Source organism: Candidatus Methanoperedens nitratireducens, assembly GCF_900196725.1.
Lineage (GTDB): Archaea > Halobacteriota > Methanosarcinia > Methanosarcinales > Methanoperedenaceae > Methanoperedens > Methanoperedens nitroreducens_A.
The window spans coordinates 1-17109 of the sequence record NZ_FZMP01000012.1; the positions used below are offsets into that span (position 1 = coordinate 1).

General features: G+C 43.2%; 15 protein-coding genes. 6 read left to right on the forward strand and 9 right to left on the reverse strand.

The genetic code is table 11. From position 1 onward, the window contains the following. The first annotated feature begins 407 nt into the window (after window positions 1-407). Together MNV_RS01315 and MNV_RS01320 are read left to right on the forward strand one after the other, a co-directional pair. Complete coding sequence (locus MNV_RS01315; RefSeq protein ID WP_096203583.1) at window positions 408-839, forward strand: SRPBCC domain-containing protein; 432 nt, start codon at window positions 408-410, stop codon at window positions 837-839. Between the two features lie 306 nt (window positions 840-1145). Beyond that, a complete protein-coding gene (locus MNV_RS01320) occupies window positions 1146-1382 on the forward strand; it encodes a hypothetical protein (RefSeq protein ID WP_143311563.1) in 237 nt (78 codons plus the stop codon). Window positions 1383-1398: 16 nt separating this feature from the next. Here MNV_RS01320 and MNV_RS01325 read toward each other — a convergent pair whose 3' ends face one another. Continuing rightward, window positions 1399-2661, reverse strand: a complete 1263-nt coding sequence (locus MNV_RS01325; RefSeq protein ID WP_096203585.1) for a hypothetical protein — start codon at window positions 2659-2661, stop codon at window positions 1399-1401. A 244-nt stretch (window positions 2662-2905) separates the two neighbouring features. After that, entirely contained in the window at window positions 2906-4975 is a 2070-nt protein-coding gene (locus MNV_RS01330; RefSeq protein ID WP_096203586.1) for a helix-hairpin-helix domain-containing protein, read from the reverse strand. A gap of 92 nt (window positions 4976-5067) precedes the next feature. Here MNV_RS01330 and MNV_RS01335 point away from each other — a divergent pair, with 92 nt between their 5' ends. Further along, window positions 5068-5457: a Mov34/MPN/PAD-1 family protein gene (locus tag MNV_RS01335; RefSeq protein ID WP_096203587.1), complete on the forward strand. Its 390-nt coding sequence runs from the start codon at window positions 5068-5070 to the stop codon at window positions 5455-5457. On the opposite strand, the gene MNV_RS01340 is transcribed toward MNV_RS01335, so the two are convergent. Then, entirely contained in the window at window positions 5458-5886 is a 429-nt protein-coding gene (locus MNV_RS01340; RefSeq protein WP_096203588.1) for a glycine cleavage system protein H, read from the reverse strand. It lies immediately after the preceding gene. Window positions 5887-5930: 44 nt separating this feature from the next. Then, a complete protein-coding gene (locus MNV_RS01345) occupies window positions 5931-6353 on the reverse strand; it encodes a glycine cleavage system protein H (protein WP_096203589.1) in 423 nt (140 codons plus the stop codon). A gap of 448 nt (window positions 6354-6801) precedes the next feature. Between MNV_RS01345 and MNV_RS18870 the strand changes: the two genes are divergently transcribed. Together MNV_RS18870 and MNV_RS01350 are read left to right on the forward strand one after the other, a co-directional pair. Beyond that, window positions 6802-7011, forward strand: coding sequence for a hypothetical protein (locus MNV_RS18870; protein ID WP_179293734.1), 210 nt, complete (start codon window positions 6802-6804; stop codon window positions 7009-7011). Window positions 7012-7944: 933 nt separating this feature from the next. After that, the gene (locus tag MNV_RS01350) at window positions 7945-11457 is read left to right on the forward strand and encodes a PAS domain S-box protein (protein ID WP_096203590.1); all 3513 of its coding nucleotides are present in this window, start codon (window positions 7945-7947) and stop codon (window positions 11455-11457) included. Window positions 11458-11498: 41 nt separating this feature from the next. Here the strand turns inward: MNV_RS01350 and MNV_RS01355 are convergent, their stop codons facing one another. The 5 genes from MNV_RS01355 to MNV_RS01375 all read right to left on the reverse strand — a co-directional run bounded on the left by MNV_RS01355 (window position 11499) and on the right by MNV_RS01375 (window position 15884). Beyond that, window positions 11499-12431, reverse strand: coding sequence for a ribose 1,5-bisphosphate isomerase (locus tag MNV_RS01355; RefSeq protein ID WP_096203591.1), 933 nt, complete (start codon window positions 12429-12431; stop codon window positions 11499-11501). Further along, the gene (locus MNV_RS01360; protein ID WP_096203592.1) at window positions 12428-13876 is read right to left on the reverse strand and encodes a cobyric acid synthase; all 1449 of its coding nucleotides are present in this window, start codon (window positions 13874-13876) and stop codon (window positions 12428-12430) included. Before MNV_RS01360 ends, MNV_RS01355 begins: the two co-directional genes overlap by 4 nt. 1 nt (window position 13877) lies before the next feature. Continuing rightward, window positions 13878-14378 (reverse strand): metal-dependent hydrolase, encoded by a 501-nt coding sequence (locus MNV_RS01365; RefSeq protein WP_096203593.1) that lies wholly within the window; start codon window positions 14376-14378, stop codon window positions 13878-13880. 2 nt (window positions 14379-14380) lie between these two features. Beyond that, entirely contained in the window at window positions 14381-15007 is a 627-nt protein-coding gene (locus tag MNV_RS01370; protein WP_096203594.1) for an orotate phosphoribosyltransferase-like protein, read from the reverse strand. A 79-nt stretch (window positions 15008-15086) separates the two neighbouring features. Then, complete coding sequence (locus MNV_RS01375) at window positions 15087-15884, reverse strand: MBL fold metallo-hydrolase (protein WP_179293735.1); 798 nt, start codon at window positions 15882-15884, stop codon at window positions 15087-15089. A gap of 815 nt (window positions 15885-16699) precedes the next feature. On the opposite strand from MNV_RS01375, the gene MNV_RS01380 reads away from it, so the two are divergent. Then, the gene (locus MNV_RS01380) at window positions 16700-17107 is read left to right on the forward strand and encodes a hypothetical protein (RefSeq protein ID WP_096203596.1); all 408 of its coding nucleotides are present in this window, start codon (window positions 16700-16702) and stop codon (window positions 17105-17107) included. The last annotated feature ends 2 nt before the right edge of the window (window positions 17108-17109 follow it).

Consider the following 17109-nt stretch of genomic DNA (forward strand, 5'->3'; position numbering starts at 1 on the left):
GATCAATTTAGGTTCATAGTGACTAAATGAGCCGAAATCCAAGATGAATTAAACTTCAATTTGTGTTGGTGAATAAAAATTATAGATGAAATAGGTATAAAAGTAACTCCAATTAACCCTAACCCCGTACTTAAGAAGTACCGGGCTTGATAGCGTTTTTTGCCTATAAAACTTTTCCGCGATTTTCTAATGTATGGAAAATCCCAATCAATAACTAATCTCTCAGCCAATATAACTTTCTGAAAGCTTCGGGTAGGGTAGTCTCAAAGTTCCAGAGCGGCTTACTCAATAGAAACAACAAAAACGTAGTGTATTGCACATTCATATCAAGAAAAAATTCCGCGTCTTAATTTTAAAAAGGATTATGTCTTGATAAATCCTTTTCACATAGATGATAGTTGAAAACTATGAAAGAAGTTCGCACCGAAATCGAAATAAATGCACCTCCTGAGCGTGTATGGCAGTTGCTCACCGATTTTGCTAGTTTCCCTCTATGGAACCCGTTCATACGCAAGGCCAGCGGGGAACCCAGGAAAGGTGCACAGCTCGAAGTATATCTCCAGCCTTCAGGCGCAAAGGGCATGACCTTTCGCCCGAAGGTACTCAAAGCAGAACCGGCTCGTGAACTGCGCTGGCTTGGACATTTCCTGATACCCGGTTTGTTCGACGGCGAGCACATTTTCACCATCGAGCCGCTTGGAGCCGGGCGTGTGCGATTTGTACAGCGCGAGATCTTTACAGGCATTCTCGTTCCCCTGTTTGTGCGCTGGCTGGGTAAGGACACGCGGCGGGGCTTTGAAGAAATGAACCGGGCTCTCAAATTGCGGGCGGAACATTAGTAATTTAGCCACTGAGGCACAGAGGCACAAAGACCGACTTGCATCAAAAAATAACTCTTTAAATTCAATCTCTGAGTTCTCTGTGCCTCTGTGTCTCTGTGCCTCTGTGGCAGAAAATTAAATATGTTTTTCTGCCCCCGTCAAGAAATCATGGCACGCATCAAGAGGAAAAATAACTGGTATATTTCAATTTTGGACACATAAAGTTAATTTTTATTTTAATTTTTCATCCAATGGCGAGCACATTTTCACCATCAAGACACTTTACTATTCAATATATAAACAATCATGTCCATTTTCGCGTATATGGTATATGAAATATGTGAATACTGCGGAAATAAGTTCGATAAACGAGGGATAGGCAAGCATCGTGTATCATGCCGCAAGCGAAAAGAAAAAGAACTGGAGGCGGCAGAGAAGCACAAAGGGAGAGCCGAACAGGACGCGCAGATTCGGGAGCTGTTAGAAAAGGCAAAAAAGCTGGAGCACATGATCGATGATTTAGCCTCTCAAATTGTTGAACTGATCAAAGAGGCTGAATAACACAGGCAGGCTTGTTCTACTCATTACCGGGTAACAGTGATGTATCTTTTAGTTTCTGGAAAGTTGATAAACAATAAATAGCGTACATTAATACCCCCAGGTTTATTGCTGAAATAATAAACACATAAGGGTATCCATGCAGGATAGATTGACCTGTATGTAAGAGAGATAAGACATCGTAAAGATTAAACAGGAATGTGAAAGTCATAATCCAGTATATAAAAACCAAGCGCCTGTCCATGTACATCACAACGGCAAGCGGTGCGAACATTGGGAACAGGTACCTTTCATGAACGCGGGTAAAGAGCATGAAAAACCCAAAAAACAGAATTGCAGAAGCAAAATATATTATCCTGTTATCCCTTGTTTTAACAGTTACATATAAAACATATATGAATAATATTCCGAACAGGATGTAAGACCATAATCTGTAGCTTAAAAATAAGAAAGGTATATCATCCGGTTTCCAGAAACCCGGAAAAGCCCAGAGATTAAAGGCATTCAAAGATGTATAGGAATACTCGTTATAGCCAGTGGTGTATGGTCTTATTATTTTAACAAGAACATCGGTGATTTTCAGGCTTTTCAAATGAAATGGCAGTGCCAGAGTTACAAACACTCCCGAAGATATCATAGAGATCTTTGCAAGTCTTGAAATCCGGGTTTTTACCGGCAGGATTTTCACTTTTAAGGTTTTAATCGTTAAAATTACAAACAGAGGTAAAATCAGGAGACTCTGGGGTTTGGTCAGGATTGCTACTGCCACGGAAATGCCGGCAAGCTCCAGTTTTCCGGATACCATAAAAAAGAGAGTAAGAAGAATAAATATAGTATTTATCGAGTCTACCTGACCCCATACTGCGGAATTGTATATAATAGCGGGATTAAATAAATACGATAACATAATCAGAAGGGCTGTCCTGAATTCAGCATATTTTTTGACAATAATGAATATTAAGAAAGAGGTAATAATGTCGATAATATTAGCAGGGCTTTTAATCAGTATTGTAAATATGGTGGTATTGATATCAAAAGAAGATGAGAAGAAACTGTAAATGAAACCTACAAACCAGAGAACGTATATGTAAAAAGGCGGATAGTCCGACCAGACACTGGAATAAAAATCCTGGAATTCATTATAGTAGGCTGCGCGGCTCCATATTTTAAAATACCATATGTCAGAGCTATATCCCTCAAATTGAGAAAGATATATCCTGACAATAAGAGACATCAATATCAGCGAAATCCACATATAAATTTTTGATTTTTCATTTAGCATTTTACCCACCCGCGACCCGCTCCTGCTTTCAGTAATGGAGCCTGTTCGGAGGATATCTTAACTTTTACAATGGGCAAATACCACCTGCCACACTTAGCCCAGATATGTTATAATATGATATAAATAGCCCCCTCTCTAACACTCCTATATATTCTCTGCTGAAAAAGAAAGGTACAGAACATACGATTACTGGTGTACAATCCATTCAAGCATGAGGAGAAAAGTAATCGTGAAATGATCAACTCTATTTAAATTTTTTCAAAAGCCTGTTATAGAACTCACTATCCTTGTTCTTCCGCGCAAGCCGCTCCACAATAAGCTCCGGGGTACTGCGCGCCAGGTAATTGTATCTTGGGTTCCTGTCAACTATCAGGTTCAGGTGCTCATCCAGACCTTTTGCCTCGATGCCATCAACGCGTATATCGCAGGTCGTATCCTTGAGTATCGACTCAGCCAGGTGGCTTACGAACACACCCATTCCGTTGTTATCATCAAGCTCCTCAAGGATACCTGAGATTATCTTCGCAGATGCGCCGGGCTCGGTGATAGATTCCAGCTCATCGGCGAGCACAAGCTTGTTCTTCTTGCCCGCTATAGCAGAAAAATCCCTGATCGTGCTTTCAAATGCTCCCGCATCCATCGTGCCCCTGGACTTGCCGAAATAGAAAAATTCCTCCACCAACCCCAGCTCACACTGCTTTGCAGGTACCGGGAAACCCATATGGGCAAGTATGATTATCTGCGCCAGGAGGTCAAGCGTGGAAGTCTTCCCTCCCGAGTTCACGCCGCTCAGCAGTATAACGCAGGCATCTTTAAGTTTACCTATCCCGGCGTTGAACCGCGAGGCTCCCACTGAGTAATCTATGGGAACAGGAGACTCAAGGAAAATGTTGGTGCCTCCTGCAAGCCCGATGCCACTCTTATCATGGATTGCCGGCATACCAAGAGAGAATTTACGCGCGAAGCATCCGATGGTGTAACCCACATCAAAATCAAGGACCTCGCGAACAATGACCGAGGCAGTTTCCTTTAATTTTGAGAGCTCGCGCGCATTTTCCCGCAAGAGCACAAGTTTTCTGGAAGCAATGCTGCGAAGCAGGTGGTTTTTTAATCCTTCCGCACCCCTGGGATTTACCCTGATGGGATGCGATACTTCATCGCTGAAGAAGTTATCGAGGTACTGAACTTCTTTTGGAGACATGCCCAGTTCGTTTGATATCGTGCAAAGAGCACTGGCTGTGACCGTATTGTATTTTTCCCGTATCTCTTTCTCAAAGAGGCTGTTGGCGCTCCCGTCGATCGCTGTCAGGAGGTCAAAACCTTTAACAGTGACAGAGCTTTTTTCAATGAGGGAGCCAAATTCGGCATTCGCCTTTTTTTCTGCGGCTGCAATCGTATCGTTCAGCCTGCCGTAGACAGATATGAGCCTGTCTATCTCATTATCAAGCCCGCCCTTCAGGTCAGAGTCCCCGGATATCTTCGATGTGCCAAGAGCCAGGCGTTCAATCTCATCATCTTTTATTTTAGCGCAGAAATCAGGCTCGTGTTTCCTTATGATCCTGAAAACCGATATCGCTGAGGTGATAGAGCCCAGATTCTTTGCAAAGAACGCAAGCTCTTTCTCAGGCGCCACCTGCCAGGTCTCGGTTCTTTTGATATCTATGAAATCGACATCGATATCTTCCGGGAAATCGATCCCTGCCAGGCTGGTACCTATGAAAACGTGAGAATATCCCCGTGCTACATCTATCGCTTCTCCCGGCTCTGAAACAAGCTGGACAGAAACCGGGAAATTTCTGGCTGCCTCGAACTCTTCCTGCGTGGTCGCGATAATAGCCCTGTCCCTTATCACAGGGATGGTGACATTTGTTTTTATCGGTCTGACTCCTGATAAAAAACCAGAGAGTTCATTATCATCGAGCTTACCTGCCATCCTGATAATACCGCCGATCTCTTTCTGTAACTTTATTATCATGTCTTTTTTCCTTGCCGGGTACGGAAAATACAAATTGATTTTGCTTTTTGCATAATCAGTATGGGCAAAACCGGAAATCAGGGCGTTTATGCGCTCGTACATCTCATAAGCCACATCTGTCTTCAGGAAATCACGGATACCCACGCCCTCGTTTTGCGCGCGTGCCTCAAGAACAAGTGATATGGCGGATTTTTCCGTCATCCCCTCCATTTCGCTTATGGCAGCGATATCCCCGTTCAATATCGATTCAAGCGCCTGTTTCTCTCCGCCGAAATGTTCGATAAAACGCCGAAAGGTTTTCTCTCCAATACGCGGAATATCCCTCAAGCTCTTAATCATCTAAGCTCTTTCAATCTTTCCAATTATTTATATCGTTTGCTGCCAATCATCTACCGGCCAACTCTGGCAATGAGAAGGAGCTATCGTGAGTTATGAAAATCGCAAAGGATACGTTATCGTTCATACTTGAAGTAAGTAAATCATCGGCCCCGAAAGAGTTCGCAGGCATGCTCCAGGCTACCGGCGATGTTATTACCGACGTGGTGGTCGTCCCGGGAACAGAATCAAGCGATGAGAGCGCAGTAATGCAGTTATTTATGCTTCCCAATATCGCCACGGTCGGGACTGTGCACAGCCATCCTTCCGGGAACCTGCGGCCTTCAACTGACGACCTTGAGCTATTTGACAGGAAAGGGGAGTACCACATCATCGCGGGAGCGCCTTACAATGAGTCAAGCTGGGCATGTTATAATAATAAAGGTGAGAGAACCAGGCTTGAAGTAATCAAGTACGAGTTCGAAGAGGATGATGAAAACTGGTAGTTATTTTTTCTTGCGCGTCTCAATCTCTTTCTTAAGCCAGGGTCCAACGCCGTCCCCATGAACGAGGGCTTTCAGGTCATCTTTCAGATTAGCAGGTCTGATCTTGATAATCCATCCTTCCCCGTAAGGGTCTTCCGAAAGAAGGTTCAGCTCATCTTCGATCTTTTCATTGACCGCGATAACCGTACCGCCAACAGGCATAAGAAGCCCCCCCACCCATTTTGCGGATTCCAGCGAGCCAAAAGCTTCCCCGCTCTCAAATTCGTCTTCTTCCATCGGAAGGTCTATAAATTCAATATTACCTGCGGCTTTAGCACCATAGGCGTCCATGCCTACGGTTACCATGCCGTCATCTTCTACTCTTGCCCAGGTATGATCCTTCGTGTAGTACAGTTCATCAGGAAGTTTGTATCCCTCTATTTCAGCCATAATCTTTCCTCATTTTAATCGTTATTACATCGTCTTATATAAACTTAATTACCAGCGTACCGCTCCCGTTCTTTTGCTACCAGCCCGCTGTAATATTTTACAGCTTCTTCTACATCCATTAACAAGCGTTCGCTGAACTCACCTTTTATTTTTATGAGCCATTCATTATAAGGATTACTGTTTATAATATTGGGGTCATCCCAGAGTTTTTCGTTCACTTCTTTGACCTCTGCATCAAAAGGAAGGGATATCTGCGAGACTGCTTTTATCGTCTCATATGCGACAAGAGTATCTCCTTTTTTAATTGATTCGCCTATCTCAGGCAGGTCTATATGTACTATCCCTTTGGAAAGCGATTGTCCAAGTTCGGTAATCCCGATAGTAATTTCTCCGTTCTGCGGCTTTAACCACACATGGTTTTTCAGGTAATACCTGTCCTCAGGGAACTCAAATTCATAAGCCTTCATGGTTCTTTAGATTTGAAGATGGGTATAAAATACTTTTGCACAAACTGAACTTATCCAATAATTAGACGGGATAACAGGATTAAGTGCGACAAGAAATTACTTCATAAATTGCCACAGTGCTACCCCTTCCATTCGTGGTAATCCTACGATGGTATGCGCCAAAGGTAACATTGGGGTGTAAAGCCCATAGGACAACATGGAAAAATTGAAAGTCTAACTCAACCAATCTGTCAGGATAAGAATACTATGAAGAAACATATGTTAAATCATCATAAGAGTCGTCAGTTATGATAAGCGAAAATAGACTGAAACGCTTAGACCAAAAGGTACGGAATCAGACTATAATGGCTTTAATCACATTATAGTGAATGGACATACGATTCTCGGCTTAGAGATGGCTTCTAAAGTATTCACAATTATTTATGATGTAGAACTTGGTAAGCCCTATATGTTCCCAAAGGGTAGGAACTTCGCAAGAAGCAACGACGACATAGAGGGTAAAGGAGAGAGTAAAAAGCAAATGACAATCGGTAATAGATTGTATAGAGGTTCAAAATTGCCTCAACCCGAAAGGAGGCTGACTTACTCTACGGTATTTTATTGTATGAACGGAGGTACGACCTATGAATGTAAGAAATTCAATTACACCGCAAGGTGAGAAGCTTACAAACATGCAACTGAAACATAAAGTTGAAAATCATGTCAATAGGCTACAAGTCAGGATTACAAAAGCAGTTATAAAAGGTAAATGGAATACTTTGCCTTACGAATAGCGGCTGCCCGATACTGAAAGGGTTATAAAATGCTTGAGCGATATGAAGCGAAAGTTTAACGTACTGTTCTTAGACGAGGGGAGGCGAGTAATTGCCTCTTCTTAGTCGACCTTAAAAAACCTATCCCGTTAATCCTGTTAATCCTGTCCATTGGCTGAATTTTAACCCTTTAACGCAATATGTAATTTGCGAAGTTGGAATTATTGGATGGTCTCCCAGACTTCAGTTTGATGAAATTATACGTGCCGGATATGGTAAGAATACTCTTTTGATTAGAGATGGTGTTAACTTAAACTTAATATTATACAACCTTTTTGGGTTTTATCGGAAAGAGGAATAGATTAAACACTGCAAAGTCGGCTATGAACTGTGGTTCATAGATGGCGATGAAAAGTTTTTCACACCAGGTCGCAAAGGATAGCAATAAAAAATCTTTGCGAACTTTGCGTTCTTCGCGGTGAGAGTTCGTGATTTACCTGATATGCTACCGAATATTAACATTAAGTTAACAGCATCGAAAGATTAAAGAAAAACTATATAGTCTCCCTAAAACGTCCATTATAAGTAGATGTCCTTTTAATAGCGCGGTAGCGTCAGATTAATATAACAGGTTATCTGTGATAACGATAGAGTGAGAGTAAATATCAATCAATGAAGTCGAGTTCAAGCAAAAGATGGGGCGGGTTAGCTAAAACTACTGCCTATTTCAAGAGGGAAAAACGATGAAAGCTGGGGACAGGATTAAAGAGAAAACCATAAAAGAACTGAGCCAGAGGATTGCTGAATTAGAAAAATAAGAAAATCAATATCAAAGAGATATGGACAAATTACTGATGGGTGAAAATAAATATAAAGTATTAATTGCGAACCTCTCGCAAAAAATATTCTATAAAGATAGAAATTCTGTTTATGTATCCTGCAATGAGAGTTATGCATACGATTTAAAGATTAAGCCTTATGAAATTGTTGGAAAGACAGATTACGATTTTTATAATAAGGAATTAGCTGAAAAATACAGAGCAGACGATAAAAGAATTCTGGAGTCGGGGAAGACAGAAGAGATAGAAGAGAAATACATTCAGGATGGACAAGAAGTTATTGTCCACACTGCCAAAGCACCTATTAAAGATGAGAAAGGCAGTGTGATTGGAATACTTGGTATTTTCTGGGATATCACCGAGAGTAAGAGAATTGAGGAAGCACTGCGAGAATCCGAAGAAAAGTATCGTGCTTTATTTGAAGCCACTCCGATGGGGATTGGAATCGCAGATCTTAAAGGCAACATATTTGATGGCAACCAGAGTATGCAAGAGATGACTGGCTTTACTCTGGAAGAATTAAGAACCATCGGTGTCGGCGCTCTTTATGTTGACCCGAATGAGCGCAAGTCGTTACTTAAAACCTTGCAAGAAACTGGAAGAGTGTATGATTGGGAGGTTAGACTGAAGCGCAAGGACGGAACAATTTATTATGCGCTGCTGAACGTGGACTTGCTGGAACTCAAAGGGCATAAAGTACTCCTTACCACAGCACGCGACATCACGGAGCGCAAACGAATGGAAGAGGAACTGCGGAAGAGAGAGCACTTCCTGTCTAATGTCTTTGCAAGTATACAAGATGGCATCGGAATCATCGACAAAGACATGAACATTATTCGTGTCAACCCGACGGCAGAAAGATGGTATCCGCATGCCGCGTCGTTAGTTGGCAGGAAATGTTACGAAGCCTATCATGGTAGGAGCGAGCGGTGTAAGATCTGCCCTGCACAGAGGACATTTAAAACTGGCGAAGCCGATCATAAGATTATTCACAAAAGCGGATCCAGGGGGGAGGATAATGGCTGGCTTGAGATATATAGTTTCCCTATGGTCGATACACCAACAGGACAGATAAGGTGGGTGATCGAATATGTACGCGATATTACCGAGCGCAAGCGTATAGAGGAAGAACTGCAGAAAAGTATCCACCAGCAAACTGCTATTCTTAATAACATACCAGATATCGCCTGGCTGAAGGATAAAGAAAGTCGCTTTATAGCAGTAAATAAACCATACGCAGAGGCATGCGGTGTAAGTCCTGAGGATTTAGTCGGTAAAACAGATTTAGATGTCTGGCATAAGGATCTAGCAGAAAGATACAGGGCTGATGATAGAGATGTCATGGAAACAGGTAGACGAAAACAGGTTGAAGAGCCGCTGATAGATAAAGATGGCAGAAAAACATGGATAGAGACTATCAAAACACCGATTTATGATGACAGGGGTAATGTCATAGGCACGACCGGGATTGCCCGTGATGTCACAGAACGTAAACGCACTGAAGAGGCGCTACGTACAGCGCACGGTGAATTAGAATTGGGGATTCAGGAGCGAACCGCGAAGCTTGAAGAAACTAACAAAGCCTTACTGGCTCAAATCACAGAGCGCGAGCTATCTGAGGCGGCGCTTCGAGAAAGTGAGGAGCGCTATCGCAAGCTTGTAGAATTTTCTCCCTATGCAATAGCCATTCACAGCCAGGGCAAGATTGTTTTTATAAATGCTGCCGGGGCGAAACTCGTTGGTGCTGTAAATCCTGAACAATTAATTGGAAAATCAGTGATGGATTTTGTTCACCCTGATTATCAGGAAATCGTCAGGGAGCGAATCCGATTGATGAGAGAGGAGGGGAAGAACATGTCCTCTACCGAAGAAAGGTTCATCAAACTTGATGGGTCAGTTATAGATGTAGAGGTGACAGCAATGCCTTTCACCTATCAGGGCAAGCCCGGGATACAGGTTATCATCAGCGACATTACAGACCGTAAGAGTGCAGAAGAGGCATTGAAACAGTCTGAGGAAAAATACCATACACTAATTGACAATATTCAGGACGGCGTCTTTATTATTCAGGATAGTAAAATACAGTTTGCCAATGAAGCATTTGCCAAAGTGAGTGGGTACACAGTGGAAGAAGTTATCGGAAAAGATTTCAGAGAATTTGTTGCGCCAGAGGATTTAGAGATGGTTATAGACCGCTATCATAGAAGGCAGGCAGGAGAAGATGTTCCTAAAGAATACGAATTCCATATGATGCACAAGGATGGGAGAACCAGAATACTCGTCAATACAAATGTTGGACTCATAACTTACCGTGGCAGGGTGGCAAGCATGGTGACCGCGAAAGATATCACTGAGAAAAAGAAGCTTGAATCACAGTTATTGCGTTCTCAAAGGATGGAGAGCATAGGCACGCTCTCCAGCGGTATAGCGCACGATATCAACAATGTGCTCACACCAATAATGCTGTCACAGGAACTATTACAAGAAAAATTAACAGATGAAGAGAGCAAGAGGTTGCTTAATACAATCAAAAGAAGTACACATCGTGGAGCTAATTTGATGAAGCAGGTATTATCATTTACAAAAGGTGTTGAGGGTGAACGCAATGCTCTTCAAGTAGCGCAACTTGTATCTGAAATAAGGCAGATAGTGAAAGAGACGTTCCAACGGAATATTCGAATCAGGACTGACATACCCAAAGACCTTTGGATAATCTTAGGAGATGCAACACAATTACATCAGGTTCTTATGAATCTCTGTGTGAATGCACGGGATGCGATGCCGGCTGGGGGTACCCTTGGCATTTCTGCTGAAAATATTTCCATTGATGAAAATGTTGCCAGAAACAATGTTGATGCCAGGGCAGGTCCTTACGTTATGATTGCTGTTTCAGATACCGGAACAGGTATTCCTCCCAAAATAATGGATAGGATATTCGAACCCTTTTTCACTACAAAAGAGCATGGCAAAGGCACCGGGCTTGGTCTCTCAACAGCTCTTGGGATTTTGAAAAGCCATGGTGGATTTATGGATGTGAAAAGCGAAATTGGAAAAGGAACCACATTTAAAGTTTATTTACCTGCCATTACAACATCTGAAAAATTAAAAGGGCAAGAGCATCAATATATACTGCCAGCAGGGCATGGAGAATTAATTCTTGTTGTTGATGATGAAGACCAAATTCTTAGGATTACCAAAAAAACATTGGAAACACATGGGTACAAAGTAATAACAGCCAATGACGGAAAAGAGGCTGTTGCGTTATACTTACAGCACAGAGAAAAAATCAAACTTGTTCTTATGGATATGATGATGCCTGTTATGGATGGCCCAGCAAGCATTCGAGAGTTGCGTAAAGTTAATCCTGAAATTAAGATTATCGTAGTCAGTGGATTAACCGAGAAAGACAAACTTGCCAAAGTTGATTATGTTCATGTACAGACTTTTTTATCCAAGCCTTACGCGGCTGAAAAATTGTTGAATACAGTACATGATATTATAAGCACGAAATAGACCTACTTTTTTATGCTACAGCCTGCAAGGTATGATAGGCCCTAAGTAGAATTCATTTCCTCTATCTCCCACCCCAGGAAATCCTTGATGATAATGTAAGCCATCTCAGGAGGGAACGCCCCGACCTCTGTGCATATCAGGTCAATGTACTCACGCGGCGTAACATCAAAAGCAGGGTTCCTGACGCGGACATTTGATAGCTCATCCAGCTTCTCCCGGCTGATCACTTCTTCGCTTGCCCGCTCCTCGATCTCCACAAGTTCCCCAAGTATGCTTCTCGGGCTGAATTTATAGGTCTCGGCCGCTATAACGACATTTTTCCTTGACTCATTCGCAGCCAGTGCAATCTGGGAAGTCCCTATCTTGTTGATGACCGAGCCGTTCACTGTTACGGCATCCGCTCCCATGATAACAAGGTCAACGTCTTTCATGAAAAAACGAACTGCGGAATCCACTATCAGCGTGGCATCAATCCCCAGTTTATCGAGCTGTTTTATGGTCAGAAGCCCCTGCCACCTTGGTCTTGATTCCGTGGCTATCACGTTAATATCCTTCCCCTGAGCGTGTGCCTGTGCCATAATAGAGATGGCGGCGGATGAATTGCAGTGTGTCATAATCGTATCCCCATCCTGCACTCTTCGCGCTCCAATCTCCCCTATTTTCCTTACAGCGTTCTCCGAGTTCGTGATAAATTCATCAGCAAGTTTCTTAATATCTGCCTTCGCTTCATCCACATTCTCGCCCTTATATCTCATCACCCACCTGATCGCATTTGGCAGGGATACCGCTGTCGGGCGCGTGCTAACAAGAAGCTCAGCGGCATATTTCATCTTTTTATTGAAATCATCCAGATATTTTGCCTCAAGGCGCGCCGCATAATCCCGAAGCTCTGATGCTGCCGTCCGTGCTATTTTCCCCGCCCCGCGTATTTCCATTGATTTTATTTTTTCTGCCGTCTCTTTAAGTTGTTTCATGCTCCCTCGATCCTTCGATATATTAATTCCATGTTCACGTGCTCTTCAATAAATCTTGCAAGTTCCTCTATGCTGTCACCATCGTCTTTATTCTTAAATATTATACCTTTTTGTTTATATAAATAACCCAGGAATGAGGTTCTTACATTCTCATTCTCGAACAGCCCGTGAAGATAGGTTCCGATAACAAGCCCGTTTTTGCTTACACCTCCATCGTCTCCGAAAGCAGGCTCTCCACCATCTGTTTCACCCATGTGTATCTCGTATCCCCTGATCTTCCCGCCTTTTAGCTGTCCTAGAATTGCGCCATCTCCAGTAACGGGTTTTTCAACCTGTCTAGTCTGCTTCTTATAATCCAGGAAATGTGTGGTCACATCCAGGAGACCTAAACCCTTTATCGAACATGCGCCGCCGGTTCCCTCTACGCCGCTATCGATGATTTCATTTCCTAGCATCTGGTAGCCGCCGCAAATACCTATAACAGGTGTGCCTTTTTTAGATTCTGTTATGATTTGTTTATCCAGTCCTTTTGACCTTAACTCCTTCAGGTCATCTATAGTGTTTTTAGTGCCGGGCAATATTATCGCATCAGGCTTATCCAGGGCGTCCCCGGGCTCGATGTATCTGATATCGGCATACTTCTCAAGAGGCTCAAAATCCGTAAAGTTGGATATGTGGGGCAACCGTATTATTGCTATTCTGACAGGATGACCATTGCCGGTCTTGTCTTTTATGGAAACCGAGTCTTCGGACGGGAGCTTTACATCCGTAAAAGGAATAACACCAAGCACCGGAAGCCCTGTGAGTTCTTCAAGTTGCAAAATCCCGGGCTCAAGCAGCCTGATATCCCCGCGGAATTTGTTTATTATTATTCCGAAAACCAGAGACCGTATATCCTCAGGAAGCAACTTCAGCGTGCCGTATATGCTTGCAAACACGCCGCCACGCTCGATATCCCCGACCAGTATTATATGGGGTTTAACAGCCCTCGCTATCCCGATATTCACTATATCCCGGCTGTACAGGTTGATCTCAGCAGCACCGCCTGCACCTTCTATTATTATCATGTCGTGCGCGGACGCAAGCCGGTTATACGCCCCTGTTACTACTGTCATCATCCCTTCGATCGAATCATAGTATTCGCCTGCTCTTTTGTCCGCGAACGGTTTCCCAAGAATAATTACCTGAGAAATATGGGAGCCTTTTGGCTTTAACAGGACAGGGTTCATATCAGCAGTAGGTTCAACCCCTGCTGCTTTTGCCTGGATCGCCTGTGCTATTCCCATCTCTTCTCCATTTTGTGTAATCCATGAATTAAGGCTCATGTTCTGTGCCTTAAAAGGCGCTACCCTGTATTTTCTTGAGAAACTCCTGCACAGGGCAGCCACAAGTATGCTTTTCCCCACATGCGAGCTTGTCCCGATGACCATGAGGTTTTTGGTCATATCAGCTCTTCCTGTTCCTGAATACAGTGTATACGCCTGCCAGGAGTACAAATATTAAGGCAGCCGTTCCGATGCTGTCAGAGATATACCCGTTTGCTGTCACCCAATCATTGGTGTATCCTTTAAAACCATAATCGAATACCCATATTAGTTCGTTTGACAAGCTTAAACTGAGGGTGGCATCCACGAAAACCATCTTGTTATATAAAGGATAGAAAAGTACAACGCCTCCGCCGAACATGTCCATAAAGACATGGGATGCAAGATAAACTGCCGCAATGATGAATATCGCTCTTTTCTGCTTTATTACCAGCCCGAAAAGAAGAAAGATGACCGGGAGGAATATGTTGTGAAGCAGAGCCCTGTGCTGGGACACAAATGAATCAAAATCAGGCAAGATCGCAAGCGGCAGGAGTAACAGGATGTACTTCTTGTCATCTTTCCTGCCCACTATCAACAGTGCAAGCAGAGGAACTATTATATGTATAGGCCAGTCAGGCATTTTTATTCTATCTTATCTACCCTGGTCACTCGCAGTAATGCATTAAGGGGTACGCCCCGTATGTCATCAATTCCCTTTTTATCTACAAGTACCGCGATAGCCACAGGCTTTGCTTCTACTCCTTCAAGCACTTCCACAGCTTCTGAAAGTGTCGCGCCGGTTGTGACAACATCATCGATGAGAACACAGTTCTTGCCATCTACCTTCGCGAAATTCTGGCTGATAGTACCTTTGATCTCTTTTGATTCCGGTTCCCAGCGCTGCTTGTTCGGATGGTAGGTGGTGAATTCGCATCCGAGTTCATCCGCTACCAGATTGGCAATCGGTATCCCGGAAAGAGCTACGCCGACGACAACATCGATGCACTCATCGGTCTTATCAAGACAATCAAGGATCATATCTATCAATGCGCCTGCTATCAATCTCTGCCTGTGCGAACTCCTGCCTATGTTGCTCCAGTCAATGTAAATATCCTTGGGCGCCTGCGTTACGTCCCTCTTTTTGGCATGGACAAGGAGCCATGTTGCAGTCTCGCGTGAGATGTTCAATTCATCTGCGATCTGACCTGTGGAAAGTCCACCTGCCTGGAGTTCAACGGCTTTCTGGGTTAATTCATCAATCGTCTTCATAAGTATCACCAAGAATGATAATACTTCTTTTTCTTTGTATATAAGAGGTTGTCCTGATGCATTGGATGTTAAACAATTTTTAATCCGCTGCGGTCACGGTTTCTCCGAAATCAAGGATAATAAAATCCTCAGGCTTCATACCATGTCTTTTGATGGCTTCCTCAAGCTCCCGGGATGGAGCATCGATGCCTTCATCGCTTAAATGAAATGTCCCCAGATGAGTGCCGACACTTAGCCCGGGTTTCAGAATTTGGTGCGCCCGTACAGCATCATCCGGATTCAAGTGCACTGCACCCATGAACCAGCGCGGCTCGTAGGCGCCGACAGGCAGCAGCGCAACCTTAATAGCCGGAAACCTCTCGTGGAGCTGCTCAAAGAAGTCCCCGAAGCCCGTATCCCCTGCAAAATATATCTGTCCGGGAGAGCTTTCGATCACGAACCCTCCCCAGAGGCTTTTGTCTATATTCCAGGGGGCGCGGCCTGAAAAGTGCTGTGCTGGGACAAAATAGATGCTCCTGCTGCCAGGGAGAGATGTTTTTTCCCACCAATCAAGTTCTTCGATCCTGCCTGATACCTTCTTATCCAGGAATTTTTTGTTTCCCAGCCCGGTTACGAAAAGCGGAGAAAACTTCTCTTCTAAGGCTCTCAATGTGGGTATATCCATATGGTCATAGTGGTTATGGCTCACCAGCACAGCATCAATGATTGGAAGGTCCCCGAATTGTATTCCCGGAGAACGAACGCGTTTGCTACCCACATAAGGGAGAGGGCCTGCCCAGTCCGACCAGATTGGATCTGTGAGTATGTTCATCCCGTCTGCCTGGATTAGAAATGTAGAATGATTGACAAAAGTTATCTTTATCTCGTTACCGCTCACACGGGCTGCCGGTACAGTGCTGGCAGTTGATTCGATCCACTTCGGCCATGAAGCCCTTTCCCTGTGAAAGATCCATTTCAGGAATCCGCCAAATCCGCTGCGCCGGGTTTGCGGGTTTTTAAAATGACGCCCGGCTCTGGGTGCATGGGATGCTTTTATGGAAATGATAGAACTCTCCGGAAAGTTTCGAACTATTGCGGAATTACAATTATAATTAAGATTTTAAATAGCTTTTCAAAGAGTTCATGAAGACTTTCAACTTAAGGTTTTATCTAATAATCATGAATAGCAATAAGTAGAGAGCCTTAGGGATGCTTCTTTATCATGCAGGCTTAGTAATGCATAGCTGTAAATTTTTTTGTGCTTAATTTACAGCCTAAGTTCAGAGAAAATTTTAACGGCATTATAATTTTTTAACGACATTGAAATATTATATATAGTTTGAAATATATACTTCCTATTCTCTTATAGGATTCGCTTGGTAGAGTAAAAAAGGTGGTAAGATAAATGAGTATGTTGTTAATAGCAACGCAGGAAATATAAGCCTGAAAGAAGCGAGCATATGTGTAACCACTGTGCTGATTACGGTGCTGGCAATGTTATCGCTTGCTAGCGAAGAAGATGCTTTGAACAAAAGTTATTGTTTAAACTATTTAAATTTAAAAGATGGAGAGAAACCGTGTTTCGAGATTGGCTGCGATGTTTGCTGATGATTGTGATAGTTGTTATGCTGGCGACATTAGGATGCGTTGAAAAACAACAGCCACAGTTGGATGTTACCCTTAGCAATTATCCAAACATAGTAGTATAAATCTATGCGATGGATAGGGTATCTGCTATTTTTTCTTTTTTTCTTTAGCATTGTAGCTTATGCCGGAGAAGGCGGATACACAGTAGATTCCTACCCTACTCAAAACGGGTCAATCGATACCAGCGGCGCAGATGCGACAATCTCATTCTGGGAACTGCCTCTCTGGGTACAGATAGCTTACATATCAGGAGTTATCCTCGCTTCTTTGGGATTATTAAAGATAATTCCTATTGTTCTGGCAAGAATTAAAAACTTGCTTGAAAACCAGAGCAGGCATGCTATTTTTAAATATATTCTTAATAACCCTGGCTGCACCATAGCAGAAATTTCAGACCAGCAGAATATGAACATGGGAAGTGTGAAGTATCATATCTATAGACTTAAATTACCCAAGTTTTACCCTTGGTTATGACA

Excerpts from the sequence above, each read along its gene's own strand:
- MNV_RS01350 (WP_096203590.1), top strand. The coding sequence starts at position 7,945 with ATGGACAAATTACTGATGGGTGAAAATAAATATAAAGTATTAATTGCG.
- MNV_RS01340 (WP_096203588.1), bottom strand. The coding sequence starts at position 5,886 with ATGGCTGAAATAGAGGGATACAAACTTCCTGATGAACTGTACTACACG.
- MNV_RS01320 (WP_143311563.1), top strand. The coding sequence starts at position 1,146 with ATGGTATATGAAATATGTGAATACTGCGGAAATAAGTTCGATAAACGA.
- MNV_RS01365 (WP_096203593.1), bottom strand. The coding sequence starts at position 14,378 with ATGCCTGACTGGCCTATACATATAATAGTTCCTCTGCTTGCACTGTTG.
- MNV_RS01360 (WP_096203592.1), bottom strand. The coding sequence starts at position 13,876 with ATGACCAAAAACCTCATGGTCATCGGGACAAGCTCGCATGTGGGGAAA.
- MNV_RS01335 (WP_096203587.1), top strand. The coding sequence starts at position 5,068 with ATGAAAATCGCAAAGGATACGTTATCGTTCATACTTGAAGTAAGTAAA.
- MNV_RS01370 (WP_096203594.1), bottom strand. The coding sequence starts at position 15,007 with ATGAAGACGATTGATGAATTAACCCAGAAAGCCGTTGAACTCCAGGCA.
- MNV_RS01315 (WP_096203583.1), top strand. The coding sequence starts at position 408 with ATGAAAGAAGTTCGCACCGAAATCGAAATAAATGCACCTCCTGAGCGT.
- MNV_RS01330 (WP_096203586.1), bottom strand. The coding sequence starts at position 4,975 with ATGATTAAGAGCTTGAGGGATATTCCGCGTATTGGAGAGAAAACCTTT.
- MNV_RS01345 (WP_096203589.1), bottom strand. The coding sequence starts at position 6,353 with ATGAAGGCTTATGAATTTGAGTTCCCTGAGGACAGGTATTACCTGAAA.
- MNV_RS01355 (WP_096203591.1), bottom strand. The coding sequence starts at position 12,431 with ATGAAACAACTTAAAGAGACGGCAGAAAAAATAAAATCAATGGAAATA.
- MNV_RS18870 (WP_179293734.1), top strand. The coding sequence starts at position 6,802 with ATGTTCCCAAAGGGTAGGAACTTCGCAAGAAGCAACGACGACATAGAG.
- MNV_RS01325 (WP_096203585.1), bottom strand. The coding sequence starts at position 2,661 with ATGCTAAATGAAAAATCAAAAATTTATATGTGGATTTCGCTGATATTG.
- MNV_RS01380 (WP_096203596.1), top strand. The coding sequence starts at position 16,700 with ATGCGATGGATAGGGTATCTGCTATTTTTTCTTTTTTTCTTTAGCATT.